Origin of the sequence: Algicola sagamiensis DSM 14643, assembly GCF_000374485.1 — a bacterium.
Classification (GTDB): Bacteria; Pseudomonadota; Gammaproteobacteria; order Enterobacterales; family Alteromonadaceae; genus Algicola; species Algicola sagamiensis.
On record NZ_KB894493.1, the window covers coordinates 154,425 to 172,329 of the forward strand.

General features: G+C 42.2%; 14 protein-coding genes and 5 tRNA genes. 6 read left to right on the forward strand and 13 right to left on the reverse strand.

Annotation, left to right across the window (positions count from 1 at the left end):
* Positions 1-468: 468 nt before the first annotated feature.
* From C505_RS24245 to C505_RS21645, 11 genes are all read right to left on the reverse strand, one after another.
* Positions 469-642, reverse strand: a complete 174-nt coding sequence (locus C505_RS24245; protein WP_018691779.1) for a hypothetical protein — start codon at positions 640-642, stop codon at positions 469-471.
* A gap of 105 nt (positions 643-747) precedes the next feature.
* A complete protein-coding gene (locus C505_RS0106460; RefSeq protein ID WP_018691780.1) occupies positions 748-1,545 on the reverse strand; it encodes a hypothetical protein in 798 nt (265 codons plus the stop codon).
* Positions 1,546-1,619: 74 nt separating this feature from the next.
* Complete coding sequence (locus C505_RS0106465) at positions 1,620-2,123, reverse strand: peroxiredoxin family protein (protein WP_026317792.1); 504 nt, start codon at positions 2,121-2,123, stop codon at positions 1,620-1,622.
* A 61-nt stretch (positions 2,124-2,184) separates the two neighbouring features.
* On the reverse strand, positions 2,185-3,102 hold the full coding sequence (locus tag C505_RS0106470; protein ID WP_018691782.1) for a DMT family transporter: 918 nt from the start codon (positions 3,100-3,102) through the stop codon (positions 2,185-2,187).
* A 52-nt stretch (positions 3,103-3,154) separates the two neighbouring features.
* Positions 3,155-3,865 (reverse strand): cupin domain-containing protein, encoded by a 711-nt coding sequence (locus tag C505_RS0106475; RefSeq protein ID WP_169337011.1) that lies wholly within the window; start codon positions 3,863-3,865, stop codon positions 3,155-3,157.
* Positions 3,866-3,955: 90 nt separating this feature from the next.
* Entirely contained in the window at positions 3,956-5,674 is a 1,719-nt protein-coding gene (locus C505_RS0106480) for an amidohydrolase (protein WP_018691784.1), read from the reverse strand.
* Between the two features lie 419 nt (positions 5,675-6,093).
* A complete protein-coding gene (locus C505_RS21640) occupies positions 6,094-6,555 on the reverse strand; it encodes a type III secretion system chaperone (protein WP_018691785.1) in 462 nt (153 codons plus the stop codon).
* Between the two features lie 63 nt (positions 6,556-6,618).
* Positions 6,619-9,405 carry a hypothetical protein gene (locus C505_RS0106490; protein WP_018691786.1) on the reverse strand — a complete coding sequence of 929 codons (2,787 nt, stop codon included), beginning with the start codon at positions 9,403-9,405 and terminating at the stop codon, positions 6,619-6,621.
* A 485-nt stretch (positions 9,406-9,890) separates the two neighbouring features.
* Positions 9,891-10,607 (reverse strand): substrate-binding periplasmic protein, encoded by a 717-nt coding sequence (locus C505_RS0106495; protein WP_169337012.1) that lies wholly within the window; start codon positions 10,605-10,607, stop codon positions 9,891-9,893.
* Positions 10,608-10,804: 197 nt separating this feature from the next.
* Entirely contained in the window at positions 10,805-13,231 is a 2,427-nt protein-coding gene (locus tag C505_RS0106500) for a TonB-dependent receptor (protein ID WP_018691788.1), read from the reverse strand.
* A 251-nt stretch (positions 13,232-13,482) separates the two neighbouring features.
* On the reverse strand, positions 13,483-14,517 hold the full coding sequence (locus tag C505_RS21645) for a YHYH protein (RefSeq protein WP_018691789.1): 1,035 nt from the start codon (positions 14,515-14,517) through the stop codon (positions 13,483-13,485).
* A gap of 262 nt (positions 14,518-14,779) precedes the next feature.
* Between C505_RS21645 and C505_RS0106510 the strand changes: the two genes are divergently transcribed.
* The 5 genes from C505_RS0106510 to C505_RS0106530 all read left to right on the forward strand — a co-directional run bounded on the left by C505_RS0106510 (position 14,780) and on the right by C505_RS0106530 (position 15,350).
* Positions 14,780-14,856: transfer RNA gene (locus C505_RS0106510), tRNA-Met, on the forward strand.
* 21 nt (positions 14,857-14,877) lie between these two features.
* Positions 14,878-14,954: transfer RNA gene (locus tag C505_RS0106515), tRNA-Met, on the forward strand.
* Between the two features lie 45 nt (positions 14,955-14,999).
* Positions 15,000-15,076: transfer RNA gene (locus C505_RS0106520), tRNA-Met, on the forward strand.
* A 74-nt stretch (positions 15,077-15,150) separates the two neighbouring features.
* Positions 15,151-15,227 (forward strand) — tRNA-Met (locus tag C505_RS0106525).
* Positions 15,228-15,273: 46 nt separating this feature from the next.
* A tRNA-Met gene (locus tag C505_RS0106530) sits at positions 15,274-15,350 on the forward strand.
* Between the two features lie 13 nt (positions 15,351-15,363).
* On the opposite strand, the gene C505_RS0106535 is transcribed toward C505_RS0106530, so the two are convergent.
* Positions 15,364-15,864 carry a hypothetical protein gene (locus C505_RS0106535; protein ID WP_018691790.1) on the reverse strand — a complete coding sequence of 167 codons (501 nt, stop codon included), beginning with the start codon at positions 15,862-15,864 and terminating at the stop codon, positions 15,364-15,366.
* A 367-nt stretch (positions 15,865-16,231) separates the two neighbouring features.
* Here C505_RS0106535 and C505_RS0106540 point away from each other — a divergent pair, with 367 nt between their 5' ends.
* Complete coding sequence (locus C505_RS0106540; RefSeq protein ID WP_018691791.1) at positions 16,232-17,020, forward strand: ion transporter; 789 nt, start codon at positions 16,232-16,234, stop codon at positions 17,018-17,020.
* Between the two features lie 78 nt (positions 17,021-17,098).
* Here the strand turns inward: C505_RS0106540 and C505_RS0106545 are convergent, their stop codons facing one another.
* The gene (locus tag C505_RS0106545; protein ID WP_051090591.1) at positions 17,099-17,878 is read right to left on the reverse strand and encodes a M23 family metallopeptidase; all 780 of its coding nucleotides are present in this window, start codon (positions 17,876-17,878) and stop codon (positions 17,099-17,101) included.
* Between the last annotated feature and the right edge of the window lie 27 nt (positions 17,879-17,905).

Consider the following 17,905-nt stretch of genomic DNA (forward strand, 5'->3'; position numbering starts at 1 on the left):
AATTTTATGCATTTCCGGCACATTTTTATCCTGATAACGCACCAAGACTTTACCTTTACGTCAACTGTATTTCAACACTTAATGATAAGACTCATACTTAAGAGTTGTCAGAAATTATTTACTCTTTACATCATTGAAGTATCAAAGCAATCCTTGAGAACGGCGATATGATGACCAAATTCAATCATGACCTTTAAGGTTGAATACAGTCGCTGTTTACATTGAAAACAAGGAACTGTTCACCTCTCATCAATGCGACTGGTCGCTGCTATTTTTTCGATCTAAGGTAATTTCACGATCTAAGGAAAGATTGAGCGGTGTGTGGCCAGCCGACGTCAGCGTCGACAAGGCAATAGCTTGTCTTCATAATCCCAACCCGAAGCACTATGACTGATAGATAAATGACCTCTATGGCTTAAGAGGTGAAATGAAGATTTTTGATATTGCTTGCTATGTTGCTTTATTTACCTAACCATTGCACACGGAATAGCCTATTAGTCCGCCAAGAATGAGCAAGCCAATGGAAATAAAACCGAAAGCAATTTGAAAGTCACGCTGGATATGACGTTTTAGAGGCAAGGCCGTATTTGTGTTTTTTGTCTGCGTGGTTTCTTTCTCTTCGAAAACATCAGATATAGCCATGGGAACCTCAGATAAACAACATTAAATTTACATCTGAGACACATTATATGCATCGATAAATGAACATAAACTGAATGGCGGTTAATTTTAACTCATCATTTTTACCTAATAGACCTTTGGGTTGATCACCTGTTCATTTTCCCAATCAAAAAAAGGCGCTTGCTTAGATGTATCCTCAGGTAAAGGTAATCGTCTTATTGCAGAGCGTTTACTGTCGACACACTTTTGAATTGCAGGCATAAAAATAGAAGGGATTGGTTTGCCTCGATCCATATACTGATTAATCATGATCCAAGCCATTTGATTTAAGTCTCTGTTTTTGCCAACGATACAACGGTAGCTAGGTGGTTTTTTGTAACTGGCAGGGCACTCTCTTGGAACAATTTCAAGTTTCTCAACTCTTTTTCCTTTCACTATTTCGTCATAACTAAAGCAAACTAGGTCGGTAACGGGAAGATAAAAAGCTTTTTGAAAGGAATAACTTGGAAGTCGGACCAGTCCTCTTTGTCGATCGAAAATAATCCAAGACTCCGCAGTATCTGTTTTGGTCAGCCAATGTAAGCCTAAACCAAAAATAAACATGAACAATACACCATTTCCACTGATGATAAACCACATCGGAAACCCTTGGCCTGGTTCGAAGTTCATCACCATCATGATCAGAATCGCAAGACCAAAAACCACCGAAAGCGACAGCAACATATCTCGAAGTGCAATGGTCACTTTTCGTCTGGGGTTTTCAACGGGCTTCACCAGAAACCGGGTATCACATATGAAATCAAAGCATTTATAATATTTGAGGTAATCTTCCATGCGAGCGATATCGTCCAAAAAATCATCTTTTAATGGCTCCCCGTAAGAAGCAGGAATTTGGATTGGATTTTTGACGAGGTTTTCTGCCACAACACCACCACCCGACTGAGCATCAATTCTTCACTGAGTATAGGGGGTGTTTTGCTTTCCTTAAAAGCCAGCAATTACAAACTCCAGTTCTGGCTTCGTAAAACCATTCCTATTTCTGTCGAGTAGCCCATGGACTTATGGGTGACCATCCCATTTTCATCAAGAATATAATAACTTGGATAGCCTTGAATACGATACGCTTCCTGAGTCACTTTTGTACCTTCTAGAATGGGGAAGGTCAGTGCATATTCTTCTTTAAATGCCAGCAACTCTTCATGACTTTCATAGTCCAATGCGATAGCAACAACATTCACTTCCCGGCCCTTTTCATGATGAAAATCTTCAAGGTTAGGCATACTTATCCGGCAAATTGGACACCAAGGTGCAAAGAAGTAAATCAGTGTTTTTTTACCACGTAACGAATCCGAACTGACGGGAATACCCGCAAGTGATTGCAACTCAAATGGCGGAGCGCTCACATCTGGTCCCGTGGATAACATATTTGCTTCTCTGAGCCAGCTTCCCAAAAAGAAGATACAAAAAAACAAAATAAAAAAAACACTAATATTTTTAATCAACACCCTTCTCCTACAAAGTCCTTATGTTTCTTATGACCCAACATCCAAGAAAAAAATTTCGTTATCGCTTGGCTGTAAGCACCATAGAAACACCAACGACAACAACAACTGCTGCAATCATTGCTTGTGTCGTAGGAACCATATCAAACTGAAGCCAACTGAGTAAAACCACACCAAGAGGTTGAAGAAAAATATAGGTTGTTACTTGATCAGCACTGGCACGTTTAAGCGCCCAACCATTCAGCATATAAACCAATACAGAAGGCACCAGTACTATATAAACCACAAGCCACCATGCACCAGTGGACCAATGTGGTGCTTCCTGAACCAAAGGTGAAATTCCAAAGGGTAAAAAAATAATCGTTCCAATCCCAAAAACCCAAGCCATCACAGTGAGCGCACCTAAGCGTTCCAGTAGGTCCTTCGAATAAATCACATATAGCGCAAACGAAATCGCATTCAGCAAGACAAGCGTATCCCCAAGTTGCGGAAGTGCAAAACCGATGAGAATACCAATACCGAGCAACGCCACCATCACCCCACCTAAATGTTGAATGGAGAGCTTCATTTTTCCGGTTGCGAATAAAATCATGACGGTAAACACAGGGATCAACGCAATGAGCAAGGTTGCTGAAATAGCTGAAGTGATATTCAATCCTGCCAAGTACAAAGCTTGATTATTAACAATACCAAGGATGGAAAGAATAAAGAGAAGTCGAACTTCCTTCCACGAAGACACTTTCGGGGTTTTTAACATCAAGTGGAGGGGAATGAAAATCAAAGCCGCCCCGCCTATCCGCATCATTGCAAGTGCAAATGGCGTGACTTGGAAGTCCGGCCCCATCACCCACTTCCCTTCAACATGTAATGAAGCAAAGCCAAGCTGAACCAAAATCAAACTTAAATGGATCAAGGCAAGCTGCTTCAACTGAGGTTTCGGTGAGTCAGGTGTTGAAATCGATGTTGTGGTTTCTCGCATTCCTAATTTCCTAATCGTGGGCGTTTCCGCCCAACATGTTATTTTTTAAGTCTTAGATTTGACACTCCCAGTTGGTCTTTTCTGGATCCATTACTTTTCTGGAAGCTTCGACAATATCATCTCCCCACTCCATGGTTTCCCGCTCGCCAAGGGCAATATCACCAGTTGCAACAAGTTGTTGAACCATCAAGGATAGTCGTTCCAGATCTCCCGCATCACACAATGCTTTTAGTGCTGGATCATGGGACAGTTTTCTTGCTTTGACAGGGCAAACCGTATGGAGTGGATTTTCGAGTTCAATATATGGATTGAGTATGACATTGACCGACATCGGTGCTTCTTCACTTCCCCAAAATGCATGGGGAACACCTCTTGGAAATACGATCACATCTCCTGCACCCACAGACTTTGTTGCAACGTCTCCTGTGGCTGTTTTTACGAAAGCATGGCCTGTTCCTTCCACGACTGTAATCATACGATCACTTAATGGATGAACATGAAGCTCCGCTTTTGCTGCGGACTGTGGTGGAAACATATCAAAAGCAAACGTGACACCGTCCTGTTTTTTACTCACCACTTTAGTGAGCATACAGTCGACTTTCATCCAGGGAATATGAGTATACTTCTTCAGCTCCGGAAGCACATTTACTGGTACTTGTTCAAAATGCCGACCTTGCTCCCATAACGTTTGTACAAACTGCTGTAATTCTTCAGTGCTATAAGAATCAAAAGATTGAAGAACATTTGAAAGTTTCATCTGCATGATAAATCCTCTATTATCTCTATTCAGTTCAACAACATCAGTCCACATCATGCATAGTCGATTTATTCAAATCAATCCACGTAAAGTGTGTTATTCCGTTCCTGCTCGAAATAATCGGCGATCGGATTTAATTGTCTCAATCACTTTGATCTTACTGAGCTGGCTTGGATCTACCTTCAATGGATTCCGGTCTAGGATCACAAAATCGGCATTCTTCCCAACAGCAATACTTCCTTTTTTATCTTCTTCACCATACTGATATGCCGCGTTCGTCGTGATTGCTTTTAATGCATTCCACACAGAAACCCGTTGTGCACTGCCCAATACTGCCCCACTTCTTGTCGTTCGATTCACCTGGCTCGACAGAATCATCATGGCATTGGGTAATGTAACGGGCGCATCATTATGGCTTGTATATAAAATCCCGCGATCTAAAGCAGACTGGGCTGGCGAGATCCGCTTCGCTCTTGCTTCTCCAAGGACAGAGTCGCGATGCCAATCTCCCCAATAGAACGTATGAACAGACATAAAGGATGGGATCATGTTCAATCGCTTCATTCGATCGAGTTGGTCATCTCGTAACACTTGAGCATGGATCAACACTGTTCGGTGATCATAGTTTTGTGCCTTCTGTATCTGTGGTTTCATCACGAATAACAACTGATCAGATGCAGCATCACCATTCGTGTGCGCCAATATTTGCCAGCGATTTGCAAATGCAAAGTCGACATATTTTGCAACCTGTGTAGTTTCCATCGCTGGATAGCCATGATAAGTATCATCCTGACCTTCAGGGGGTATATGATATGGGTGGACCAACCAAGCTGTTTTCGCTTGGGGTGAACCATCCAACGATAATTTGATACCACCAACTCGATAATTGTTTTGATAATTTGTTGGTTGTTGTTGCATCATCGTCGCAAATGCATCATCGCTACCGAAAAACGTTGGATCAGGGTAACTTACCACATCAATCAATAGTTTTTGTTTTTGAGCAGCTAAGTTCAATCCTAAGATGTTTGCTTGGGTTGCCCGGCCCTCCTGCGCTGTCGCAAATCCTGCGGCAAGATATGCATCCTGACCCGCTTTAACCATCGCCATGAGGCTCTCTTGAGTTTTTCCAATCGGTAATTGAAAGACCACTTGAAAAAATGCTGCTTCTTCCAAGATCCCATTTGGCTTATGCGTACCTTCAATTCTTCGGATCACACCACCTGGCGGGTTCGGTGTATTTGCATTAATTCCCAGCACTTCCAACCCTTTCGTGTTCACAACACCAAGATGCCCAGATTGATGGATCACCATCACAGGCTTATCCGCGATCATTTTATCGAGATCTTGTGCTGTTGGATGACGTAATTCTGCAAGTTGTGCATTGTCATAACCCATTCCAATCACCCACCCAGTTTCTATCATTTGGGGACTATTTAAGTGACTCCGAAGCATTGTTCTCATTGATGAAAAGTCATGAACTAAGCTATCGGGACGTGGTAACAGATTTGCTGATTGCGCGAATATACCCACATTTAAAAAATGACCATGCGCATCAATAAATGCGGGCAATAAGGTTTTCCCCTGTAAGTTTTTCAGCTCAATCGCCTGGGAACGAATTGAACGAAGCAACTGTGATTTTCCCCCAAGGGCAATGATCTGACCATCCTTCACTAACACCGCATTGGTCGTCGGTTTATCATCCCGCATGGTGATGATCTCACCGCCATAATAAAGGGTCAGTTTTGATTGGTTTGGCTGAGCCGATACGGTAGTACAGCATAGAATAAGTATCAGAATTGAAAAAATAGACTTCATCTTGGGCACTTTATCATTTAAAAGCGCGAATTATAAAGAACCCATGATGGAAACAGAATCAGTCAAATGCGTGAGTTATATGCGAATGAACTCATTTTATCTTCTTTATCCCATGCTTCGTTGTGCTTTACATACACAATTTCACATTGTTTGAGAGACCAACTTTTTGTTTGTATATATTGAATACTTGATTGCCAAACTCATGCCAAAAAACAGAGAGAGAAATCAGGCTTTTGGTCCAATGATCAGGATGAGTTTCTTTTGATTGATAAGCTCATTGAGCATATTCAACTGTACTAACATTCAAAACCATTTGAAAGTGGTGGGGGCTCTTGATGCATATAGTGAAAACAAATTTAGTGGAAAATTTCACTGTTCACGCCTTTTCCACTCAACTGAAGAGTATCAGGGCTTAAGCCTTAAACAAAGCTTGTCCATTGGGCTGGTTTATCCAAAGTTGCAGGACCAGAGCTTTGTTGGAGTCTCTCTAAAACTTTTTCACGCCACAATTCCGACTCGTTGATAAAACCAGTTAACACATGGCTAAAACGAACCTCATCCAAGTCTTTCAATGCACGTTGTGTACATAAATACACTTGCCCTTCATGAAGTGAAAACCAATTCCCTTTCATGACATCCATCTGGAAATTCATGGTTAATAAAGCAGAATAGATCCCCGGTTCCGAGGTTGTACGCAAGTCGGCAACTTGACTGTGTAAAACCAATATATCGCTATGGGGGGGAACTTCTATCACCGCAACAACATTACCATGTGGGCAACAAATCGCACAGACACCTTCTTCCAATTGGAAGGCAGCCTGATGTTCCTGGCCAAAAGCGTTGAGCCACTGATTGACTTGCTCAATTACTTCTTCACTCACAAAATACCTCTTATAAATCTATCACGGGGCACTAAGCCAATGCAGCTCAGCACCACGTACTGTTTATGAATTCGCCCGAGGGTGAATTCCTAGTCCTTTAGCTACGCGAGTTCCAAGATTAAGCCCAGAGTCTGAACTTTGCTTAAATTCTAAATCTTTCCATTGTCCTGTATGTGCTTCCCACCATGGTGCGGTTAGCTTTTCAAGGAAAGACTCTAAGTGTTGTTGTGCTTTGGCAAAATTTTGCGTATTCGCAGGGTCTGTTTTTACATCTTCCATGATTTGGTTAAATTCAACCTTTGACTGCTCGATTGCTGCCTTTTCTGAATCATTTTGCGCACGTGTGATCAGCTCTTTGAAGAAGTACTGAACTTCCTGAGTCATCGGATGCTGGCTATCGCCTAAATTTTTAAAGATATCGCGAAACTCGTTTTTATGTGCTTGGAAGAAGTCTTTCCAGGCCTCATTTTGTGAATTGAGACCAGCATCACGAAAGAAACGGTTAAATCGAGTGATCGTGTAGGTGATATCCTCAGTTCCCATTGTTTCGCCAAACACAGTCGATAGATTATGGCTGACACCTATATTGGCACCTGCATGAGCGCCAGCTGCAACTGTACCAGATAAGCCAAGATTGAAATTGCTTGAAAGGCCACCTGTATCTCGAACTAATTGCTTCCGCCAGCCTTTCTCGCCTGTAAAATCATCAGTCTGACTGTATTTAGGCTCAAAGTAACGCACCATCCGCGATATTGATGCACCGCCACCTAAATCGGGAGAAATATTTAAATCACCTGGTAATTCGATGCCTTCTTTGGCTGCTGCCTCTTTGATTTTAGCCGTGATGGTTGCCTTATCAACCAAGCTTTGCACTGAGCCAGATACCTTACCTGTTAGGGTAATATCCATGTATCGTCCTTCCCGAATACGGCTAGGATGAATTCGATCACGTTGCAAGATATCAAGTTGGCCAGAAAATGGGCCGATCGTCAAATTAATACTTGTTTTAACATCGGAAACCTGTAAATAAATGACTTGTTCAAATGATGCGATTTTATCTAGGCGTTTCTTCGAATAATCAATTTCCGGGTTTTGGATCTTCACGGCCGTTTGACCAATTAAGTCCGTCATTTCCTTTTGCCTTTCAGCGGCTATCGCGTCCGAAAACTTACCTTCTGGCATGATTTGATCAGCAAAATAAGCATGAGAAGCAGAAGCAAACTGCAAAAATTGGTGGCGGCCTATCGCACCCCAGCGATTTTCAATCTGATGCTTTTGCTGCTGTAATAATTTTAATGCTGCTCTATCCGCATCTGGAGATGACTTCAAGTCATCATAGCGTTGTGTGACTTCATAATATTGCTCAACATCCTGCTCAAGTAATTTCAAACCACCAATAGAAGCGCGAGGATCAGAAGAACCTTGTGTGATTGCTCGTGCGTGTTGTGTGAAGTTTCCTGGTAGCTCTTTTAATCGGCTTGCATTTTTTTGTATCACATCAGAGAGTTGGCTAGGAACAAACTCGTATATGTTTGTGACACTTTTTTGGCGTGTCGCACCTAGCGCAGCCCCGCCTTTTACATCCAAAGCACCAACTTCAAATGTTGCCCCAGCCTTCGCTGTTAAGCTCGCCGCACCTGTCCATGTGTGGTAAACCCCCATCAAAGGCTTTGTTCGTTTCGGGCTTGGCGCATTGACATTCGCATCAAAACTCAGCTCACTGTGTATCAGATCGTTTAAGCGATGCTGGCTATTTGCAGCTTGCTGCTGAACTTCCTGATATCGCTTTAATTCTGAACCCGGTTTAAATGGAAGATGGTTTTTAATTGCTAACCAGATCCGATGGCCTAGCGACTTTTTACCATATTGCTCTCGCTCTGAAATATCGAGTTTATGTCCTTCTTTATCTACATACCCTTCAACATTATTCCATTCTTTAAATGTCGTGCGGTTATATTGAACTTGGCCACCTAACTCAGCCTTCAGTCCTACATCTTTCACAACGCTGGCTTCCACGCCCCCCTTTACACCAAAATTAATGCCTTCACTTTTTTCTTTAAAGAACAACCCTTCATCATCTGGATTGAGTCTGACTTCATGAGAAGCTGTCAACGAAGCATCACCATAAGGGCCGACCTTTGCTTCTGTTCCTGGTACGGAAAGTAAACTTCCGCCTGCATTCAGACCAATCTTGTAGGTTGTTGCCATACCAGCACCTGGCTTACCCAAAGGTGCAAGTTTCTCCAACTGGACATCACGCAGTTGATCTTTTTCCATCTGCATCCAGTCACTTTTAACATGCAAAGCAAGCAGACGGCTGAGCTCTTTCAGCCCCCCTTTTGGCAGTTGCTTCGCCAAAGTATCAAGTCCCAAAGAGAGTGTTGCGGTATCTTCTATCGATACAATGCCATTTTTGCCCTGATACTTTTCCAGTGCAGGGGCAAGTTCTTTGACAAGCGTATTCACTGCTTGGTTATGTTTGGTAAAGGTAACTTCCGCTCGTTTTCTTTCGGCTGGACTCAATTCCTTATCTTGAGCTTGCTGAAAACTATGATCACTTTTTTCTTTAATTTGATCGTACAGCGCATTGTAAATTTTTTGGAAATCTTGAGCAATGAGCCGCTTACCTGGCGTAGATGATTCGTTTGAGGCTAACGTACTGAGTTTAATTGGTAAAACTGACGTTTCACCGACCCTTTCAAGCGACTGCCCCTGACGCTGTGTTAATGAAACTCCGCTCCGTTGGCGAAGCTGATTGGAATTAGATGTCTCAGCGGTATTCGTGTGCTGCGTTACATCCGTCGTACCTTGCCATTGCGGTACCCGACTATCGATCGCATGCGTACCCATAATCACCTCAACGAGTTATTGTGTTTCTAAAAAATCACACAGCTATGAAAAATTATTCAACCAGGTCTATCTCTTTGGATAGTCAATGTTATCGTTCATGACTGAAAGCAAAGCTGTGCGCCTGTTGTTTTTGTTATTACTTTTGTCGTTAAAATCAAACACTGGTGCGCAATATTAAGTGATTGATTTTACTTAATGTCAACTTCTTGTCTTTATGCATCATACATAATCATGAATGAATTGCATACCCTTTCTTATAAAGTGCATTAAAAAAACAATTCTTATGTATTATTTTTATAATTGCTTATCGAAATAAATGATATCTGAAGTTGATTATTATTTATAAACTGTTAATTTATTTGAAATTTATTTCATGATTACCAGCGCATTTAATATTCATTAAAAATGAATAAACAACCAACCTCACCCAGTATGTAACCAATACTTTTTAATTAGTTTCAAATAAAGTTAAGAAATTCCAAAAATCACTCTTCCTTATGATCATATTTTCCAGCAAGAAAGTGACGTTTCATCATATCCAACTTTCCTGATTTCGTAAGTTTTCGATACCCTTCATTAAACAAACGTAGCCAGAGGTGGCTTTGCGGTTTTTCTTTTGGGTAGTAGACATGGCCTGCAAATTTATAAAGTGGCTTCCTGACCCACTTAAACTGCGAACGCATTTGATGGAGGTGTCGGTTGATTTGTAAACCACCCACTGTTTTACCCATTGGAAATAAATCAATTGTTCCTAAGAGTAATTTATTCATGTTTTCAAAATCAGATTCTGCCAATTCAACGTTGAGCACACCTGCTTCTTTTGCCTCCCAGAACCCCAACATATAAGGGATCCCCCGAGTAGCACCAATACGATATTTCTTTAGATCCTCAAACGTATTCCACTTTAACAAGGAGTGTTGAGCCAGTGTTAAAAAACGTACTTCCTCATGCATCACTGGGAGTGTCATGAGAAATTCGTCAGCATGCTCCCCTTTTAACTTCAATCCAAACGAAACAGCATCATATTCTTTATCGGTCAACTCATCTTTGAGTGTGTCCCAAGGTACAAAACGAAACTCAGCCGTCACAGAAACTTGTTGATAGGATTCTTTCACAACATGATTCACATAACCGAGTTGATATAGCTTTTGCCCAGCCCAAGGTGGATATTCACTGGAAAGAACAATCACAGTTTCTGCCATTGCAAAAACCGTGAATAAGTTCAAAAAGAGAATCAATACTTTCATCATGAATCAGTTGATAATAAAATCATGTTCTTCCTATTCAATTTAGCTCATTCTCGACTGGTTTTTATCATTATTCGAGCCATCTAAGCCGAGCATTGAGTCTGTTGATCTTTGAGCGATAACATCACGTATCTCCTCAAGCGCAACAGGTCCTAGAAAGCATACTGGAAAATGAGGCCTAATGTGCGTGGTCGTCCTCTCGCAATACCAGTTGACCCCACTTCACGTCCTTGAGATAACGACTCGACCAAATATTTTTCATTCATTAAATTTCGCATGTACAAACTCACCTGCCACAGTTCATGACTCTCGAAAGTCACTTGTGTATTCGCAAGCCAATACCCTTCCACAGCATTATCTGCTGATAAGCCAGGGATTTCTGCAGGAATATAGGATAATTTGGATATATCCGTTGTTGTGTTGTTTCTTTTCGATACATAAGTTGCATCCAGGTGGAGCAATAAGTCCCCCATCTCCAGTTCGATAAGGTACTCCCCTGCGATATAGCCTTGATGCTTTGGCACACCAGAAAGTGCTCGGCCAGTTAAATCATCTTTGGCCGTTTCTCCAGGAAACAACATGTATCGTGTATATTCTGTATCTAAATAACCATAATTCGCGATGAGGGTCAGCCAATCGTTCACCATCCATTGCAAGTCCAGCTCAAACCCTTCCCCTTTTGCATCAACATTTCGCACATTATATGTTGGCAATGCACCTGGATTTTGCGTGAGCTTTAGGATTTGCAGATCATCATAACGATATGAGAATATAGATGCGTTTGCTTTGATATGATTCTCAAACCACATTGATTTAACGCCAAGCTCAACATTCGTGACTTCCTCTTCATCAAAGGGTTGAGCGAGGCCTAACGAATTAAATCCACCCGCTTTAAATCCTTGTGCATAGCTGATATACCCCATCAAATCTGTATCAAATTGGTAATCGAGTACCAATCTTGGCGTCCACTTATGCCAGCTTTTTTTCTGGAATGTGTCATATTCTTGAGCAAAAACAAGCCCAACTGGAATCGCTGGTAGCATGGGTAACGGCAATAAGAGATGGTTTTGAAAATTTGAATTGATTTCAAATGACTTACGGTCAAGGGTATATCGCAAACCAAAGGTCATATCAAATGCGTCTGTAACTGAATAGGTCGCATCCCCGTATAAGGCAAAGCTATAAAAGTCACCACGATCTTTCGTGACCTCAAACCAGTCCCGGTTTAAATTCATACTCGCCGTTTGTGCAGCAAACTCTTCTAAGGACAGGCTAGACATGCCAGCCAGCTGCTCAAATTCCGTATGCATCGCGGTGGTAAAAAACCCCGTTAAGCCGCTCCCAATCGGGATAGAAGGGATATCAATTGGATTGATACCTGCCTGGATCAACGCAAAAGTATCCAGTGCATTGGTCGTCATCTGGACTTCATGATTTTGGCGGATTTGCTCCTGAAAATAAGTCGCTCCAATCGTCCACTTTAACCTCTCATATGAGATACCAGTCCATCGAAACTCTTGGCTGGCTTGGTCTTGATGCTCCCGGTTTGTTGTTGCAAAAAATGCTCTTGAGAATGCCGCTCCATCCTCTTCTTCAAAATTCTGTGTTTCAAAGCGACGCAGCGCCGTCAGCGATAAAAACTCGACATCATCAAATAAAACCTGAAACTCAATTGATGCTCCAAACAAACGTCGAGACTCTTCAGACAGCATATCCGTTTCATAGACGCCAAATGGGTCGCTGCCACCATCGTTGCCTTCTCGATAATAGCTTTTGTTAAGTCCATAAATCGGTCGAGCATCTTGTGAAACCCGAGAGTATTCTGTTCTTAAGATCATCTTCGAATCCGCCGATATATCCCAAAGCAAGTTGAATCGAATTACGTCATCATCTTCTTGGCCAAGTTGAATATTCTCAACGTTTCCCTCAGGGGAGAAATACCGAGCATCAATGTATCCATCCATATCATTGATACTGGCATTGAGTCGAATCAATACATCATTTGAAATTGGTGTATTCCATACCCCTTCTAATTTTCTTTTACCATAGTTTCCAACCGTAACTCGTGCTTTTCCTTCTTGCTCGGCTATTGGTTTTTTACTGATAATATGAATCGCACCTGCTGCGCTATTTCTTCCAAATAACGTCCCTTGTGGACCTTTTAATACCTCTACCCGCTCAATATCGATAAAGTTTGTTAAAGCACTCCCGCTACGGCCCACATAGACACCATCCAGATAAACAGCAACAGCGGGTTCAGCACCTGCACCAAAGTCATTTGTCGTGATCCCACGAATGGTAAACTTCGGCTGCGTGATCATTGTGTTATTCGTTTCCAAACCGGGTGTGTATAAGCCGAGATCATCTATATTCTGAGCGCCAATCCGATCGAGTAAATCTTCCGAGAACGAAGCAATGCTAATCGGAACTTCTTGAATATTTTCAACCCGGCGTTGTGCCGTAACTTTGATGACTTCTAACCCATCCTCCTCGGCTTCCTGGGCAATGGGTTGAAATGAAACGAAAACCAAACAACATGATAAGCGACAAACTACACGCCCCCAATTGAAGTGCACCATACAATCTTTCCCCTAAAGATTTTTATGTATCGCTCTGCTCAACAACAGGTTACCTCAGACTTACACTTCAACCATTCAAGTGAGATACATGATTATTTTTATTTTAAATTACCGTTATAAGGGACTGATATGCAAGCGTTATTCTCTCCAGAAGATTTAGAAAAGCAAAGATGAACGAAAAAAGGGTCAAAAATAAGCCATATTGAAATAAACCATAGTGAAAATAGCAAGTCCTTCTGCCTGGCAATGACTTATTCTAGTGAAAAAGAAGCTGTCGATAATTCCCCTTTAAGACAAGGAACGGTATTCGGGATCGCCGTATTCACTGCATGGTAATGATACACACCAAGTGGTTGCAATCGTGTTGCACCGAAGTGGCCGTGGCACTCATCGAGCCCTTCAGGACGTTTACCAAAGATATCACGCTCTGCATAAATCGGATATCCATCAAGCGCAATACCTAACGGCATGTTCTTTCTTTGCTTCACTTCATCACAAGTGACCGTATAAATACCATTCTTTTGTAAGTAGCGGTTCATTGTTTGGGGATAATAATGAAAGTGATAAAAACCAGCCGGTTGAACATGACCACCACAGTGATCAACCGCAGGAACATTGCCTGAAGCAGGACCTCTATCTTTCCCAGGGCCAAGAACGACTGATGGTGGTGGGCCATTCAGTGGGATCCCATTTGCAGAAACCGCAAAAACGATCCCCGCATCATCGATTGGTGTTGGGGCTTTGGCATAACGAGGGAAAATCGGTATTTGATAGACAGTTATCAACGCATCATCTCTTTTCGCCTCGAGACAATACTTAAATTTGGGATCAATCGGATCTCCACCTCCCCCTAGCATGACGAATCGTACTTTTCCCTGTTCATCTAAGATATCGTAACCATCTTTTTCCATATCTTCGAAAAAAGCAGGGATCAGTGTTTTTAGTCCTGGGTTGGTGACACCATCATAATAATAGAGTCCGACTTCTCCCTGCGAGTTTTCAAAACAATATGGACCATCCTCAATTTGATTTGCATGAAACTTGAGTTGGTAGCACCAACTGTGTTGACCATTACGCAATTCACAAGAAACAACTTGTGCAGACTCCACGAGATTCATTTCGGTAAAAATTGAAGATGATTGGTACATCAATTGGTCGATATACATCTGTTTATGTGTCAACACCTCAAGTGCAAACAAGTTTGGTGACAAGGTTGATACGATAAATAGTAAGAAATGATAACCCCTACGAATTTGTTGAAATGTACCCGCCTGAAAATAAAGCATATTGTTCCTCTTATCATTAATCAAATCTTAAACATACGCGGTAATATGCCTTGATTCTTCCTGAATGACGTAAAGTATTGGTTGTTTTTTGTCAGTAAATCGTCACCACCCCTTCTCAATATCTTCCATACCACTCAAAATTGTGCTTTCTATCAACAATTCGGCCTGATTTGATGATGAAACAACCAGTTAGAAAGTAATTTTATAAAAAAGCTTGCGCCCCTTAGGGAATAGTAATAAGATTCGCCCCGCTTTCAGAGGACGCGGGATGGAGCAGCCTGGTAGCTCGTCGGGCTCATAACCCGAAGGTCGTCGGTTCAAATCCGGCTCCCGCAACCAAAACTCTGAAATGCAATCGGTCGCGGGATGGAGCAGCCTGGTAGCTCGTCGGGCTCATAACCCGAAGGTCGTCGGTTCAAATCCGGCTCCCGCAACCAAATTCTCATATTGAGATGAATAGTAAAAAAAGAAGTACATACGGACGCGGGGTGGAGCAGCCTGGTAGCTCGTCGGGCTCATAACCCGAAGGTCGTCGGTTCAAATCCGGCCCCCGCAACCACACTTTTTTTGAACAGCTTTGTCTTGAAAGCTATTTTCAACTCAAAATGAGTCATTAGTAAAAATACTCACGGACGCGGGGTGGAGCAGCTTGGTAGCTCGTCGGGCTCATAACCCGAAGGTCGTCGGTTCAAATCCGGCCCCCGCAACCACATTTTGATGCTACCAGATCAACATGTGAAAATGAGTATACACGGTCGCGGGATGGAGCAGCCTGGTAGCTCGTCGGGCTCATAACCCGAAGGTCGTCGGTTCAAATCCGGCTCCCGCAACCAATTTTACAATGATTCAGTCGCTAACCTCAATTTCGTTTTCCGTTTCTCGTATTTTCTGTTTTTTGTTTCCCAACACACACCAAAATCCTAAACCATTACAGATACCCAACCCTCCCATCACGAGTGATGCCTCAATAAAACCCATATTGGCGTAAAATACTGGCGGTTGGAAATGAACGGTATGATCTGAAATATGCCCATGTCCAAATTGCTCACCAACAATGTGCCATAGTAGCCAGTAATAACAAATTGGGAGCAGGCCAACAAAGAGCCCTGCAAGCATGGATGACCATAAGTGAATCGCACTTTTCAACTCTAGAAGTATAAAAATCGGAATGCTGAGGATAATCACATGAAGAAAGCTCAGCAATAGCGTGATGGATAGAACACGTTCAGCTTGAGGCCAAAATTCATCAGATTGAATATTCGCCCCTATCAAACAATACAAACTGACCGCCAACACTGGAAAAGAAATTGCTGCAAAGACCGCTTCAAAAAATCGAAAAATGTTCACAGTGACCCTCCATGAGCAGAATGAACGAAGACCGTTGGTTTACAGATCAACCCTCTCAAATGTACCAGAGCGAATGAACCATTTCACTTAAGCATAAACAGACCACTATTTTTTGCATAGCGATCTGCATGAAAATTAACTAGTCATTTTGAAAATAGCATCATGTGTAACTGGTCAACAAAAGGATCCATCTTATAAAATCTTGCTCATTTCATCAGCATATAGACACTTCATTCAATAAAAAAGAATGAAAATCCAGCCTAAGATATGATAGAATTCGTTCGTTTTTCACACAACTCAAACGAAATCATAGGAGAATAGAAGCGTGATCTTGAGTTTGTCTAGTATTCAATCACAATTAAAACGCATGAACGACAGTAAAGCTTTTCAATCTTTTGTCGTGGCCGTTATCATCCTTTCTGCGTTGTCGATTGGTGCTCATACATACAACCTCCCAGTCTGGGCTGTCAAAACCCTCAATACATTCGACATCATGATCACTGTGTTTTTTCTTTTTGAGCTCGTGATCCGCTATTTTAGCAGTAACGGACCAAAAGACTTTTTTAAGAGTGGCTGGAATATTTTTGATACGCTCATTGTCATCGGCAGCCTGATCCCAGCTACTGGTTCTACGGTCCTCCTTGCAAGATTACTGAGAATATTCCGAGTCCTACGACTCGTCTCCATGGTCCCTGAACTCAAGGTACTTGTAAACTCGTTGATTAAAGCAATGCCTCGAATGGGTTACATTGCGCTTCTTATGTTTGTCATTTTCTATATTTATGCCGCAATTGGCAGCATCCTTTTTAGCAAAATTAATCCTGTTTTGTGGGGCGATGTTAGCATTTCAATGCTCACCTTGTTCCGAGTAGCAACTTTTGAAGACTGGACTGATGTGATGTATGAAACGATGGCGGTTCTCCCTCTCAGTTGGACCTTTTACATCAGTTTTATTTTCCTCACGGCATTTGTCTTCTTGAATATGATGGTGGGTACAATTCTTGATGTGATGGCACAAGAGCAGGAAGCACACCGCGCAGAAAAGAAAAAGCAAGAGCAAACGGAAGACGATACTCCTGCGACTGTTGCACAAGTCAATGCCCTGCGAGATGAAATCGCATCTCTGAAGGACATGCTCCAACAGCAAAAGCCATAAGGTACCCTGTACATCAACACAGTCCGTATAGAACAAAAAAAGACCGCAATTGCGGTCTTTTTTATCACAATTCATTGTTTATTTCGTTGCCAAACTCGGAAATAGTATGGCAGGATCCAAGCGTACTTGTTGCCAGTTCAAACGAATATCTAAATGCGGTCCAGTCACTCGGCCTGTTGCACCAACAAGCCCAATCAAATCTCCTTTTTTAACCCATTGTCCTTCTTTCACTTTCAATTTGCTGAGATGAAGATATGTCGTTGTAATGCCAAACCCATGATCAACGACAATGGTTCCACCAGAATAGTACAAATCTGGATCCGCGAGTGTGACTTTTCCTGGTAATGGCGCAACAACTTTACTTCCCGTTTTTGCTGCTATATCAAGTCCGAAATGAGGCCATTTTGGCACACCATTAAAAATTCGACGACTGCCGTATACACCACTAATGGGACCTTTAGTCGGTATGATTGCTTGTTCTTGGAAATCATATCGCATATCGACAACACTTCGTGCATCCTTGATGCGGGCATTATCTTTTTTGATTCTTGCGAGTGTCGACTTGGGCGGTGAGACATATTTTTTCTCAACACCATTAATTTTTTGTTCTTTATAGCTGCGCTGTTGAACGTTCAGTGTTTTCGTAATGGTTTGGTTGTTCGGAAGGATAACCTTCACCTGGCTCGTGGGTTTTGCATCCCGCCCAAATCCAAAAACAAACTGCCCTTTTGGACCGACATAAACGGATTTTCCATCAAGCGAGACTTGTGACCCGGGCTGTACCTTCCCTTGGATTAAATGACCTTGTCGAAAGTCACCTGTTAATGTGAGGTTGTCTGGTTTAGCGAATGCTGGCATCGAAAATACGATACCAGCAACAAGAGA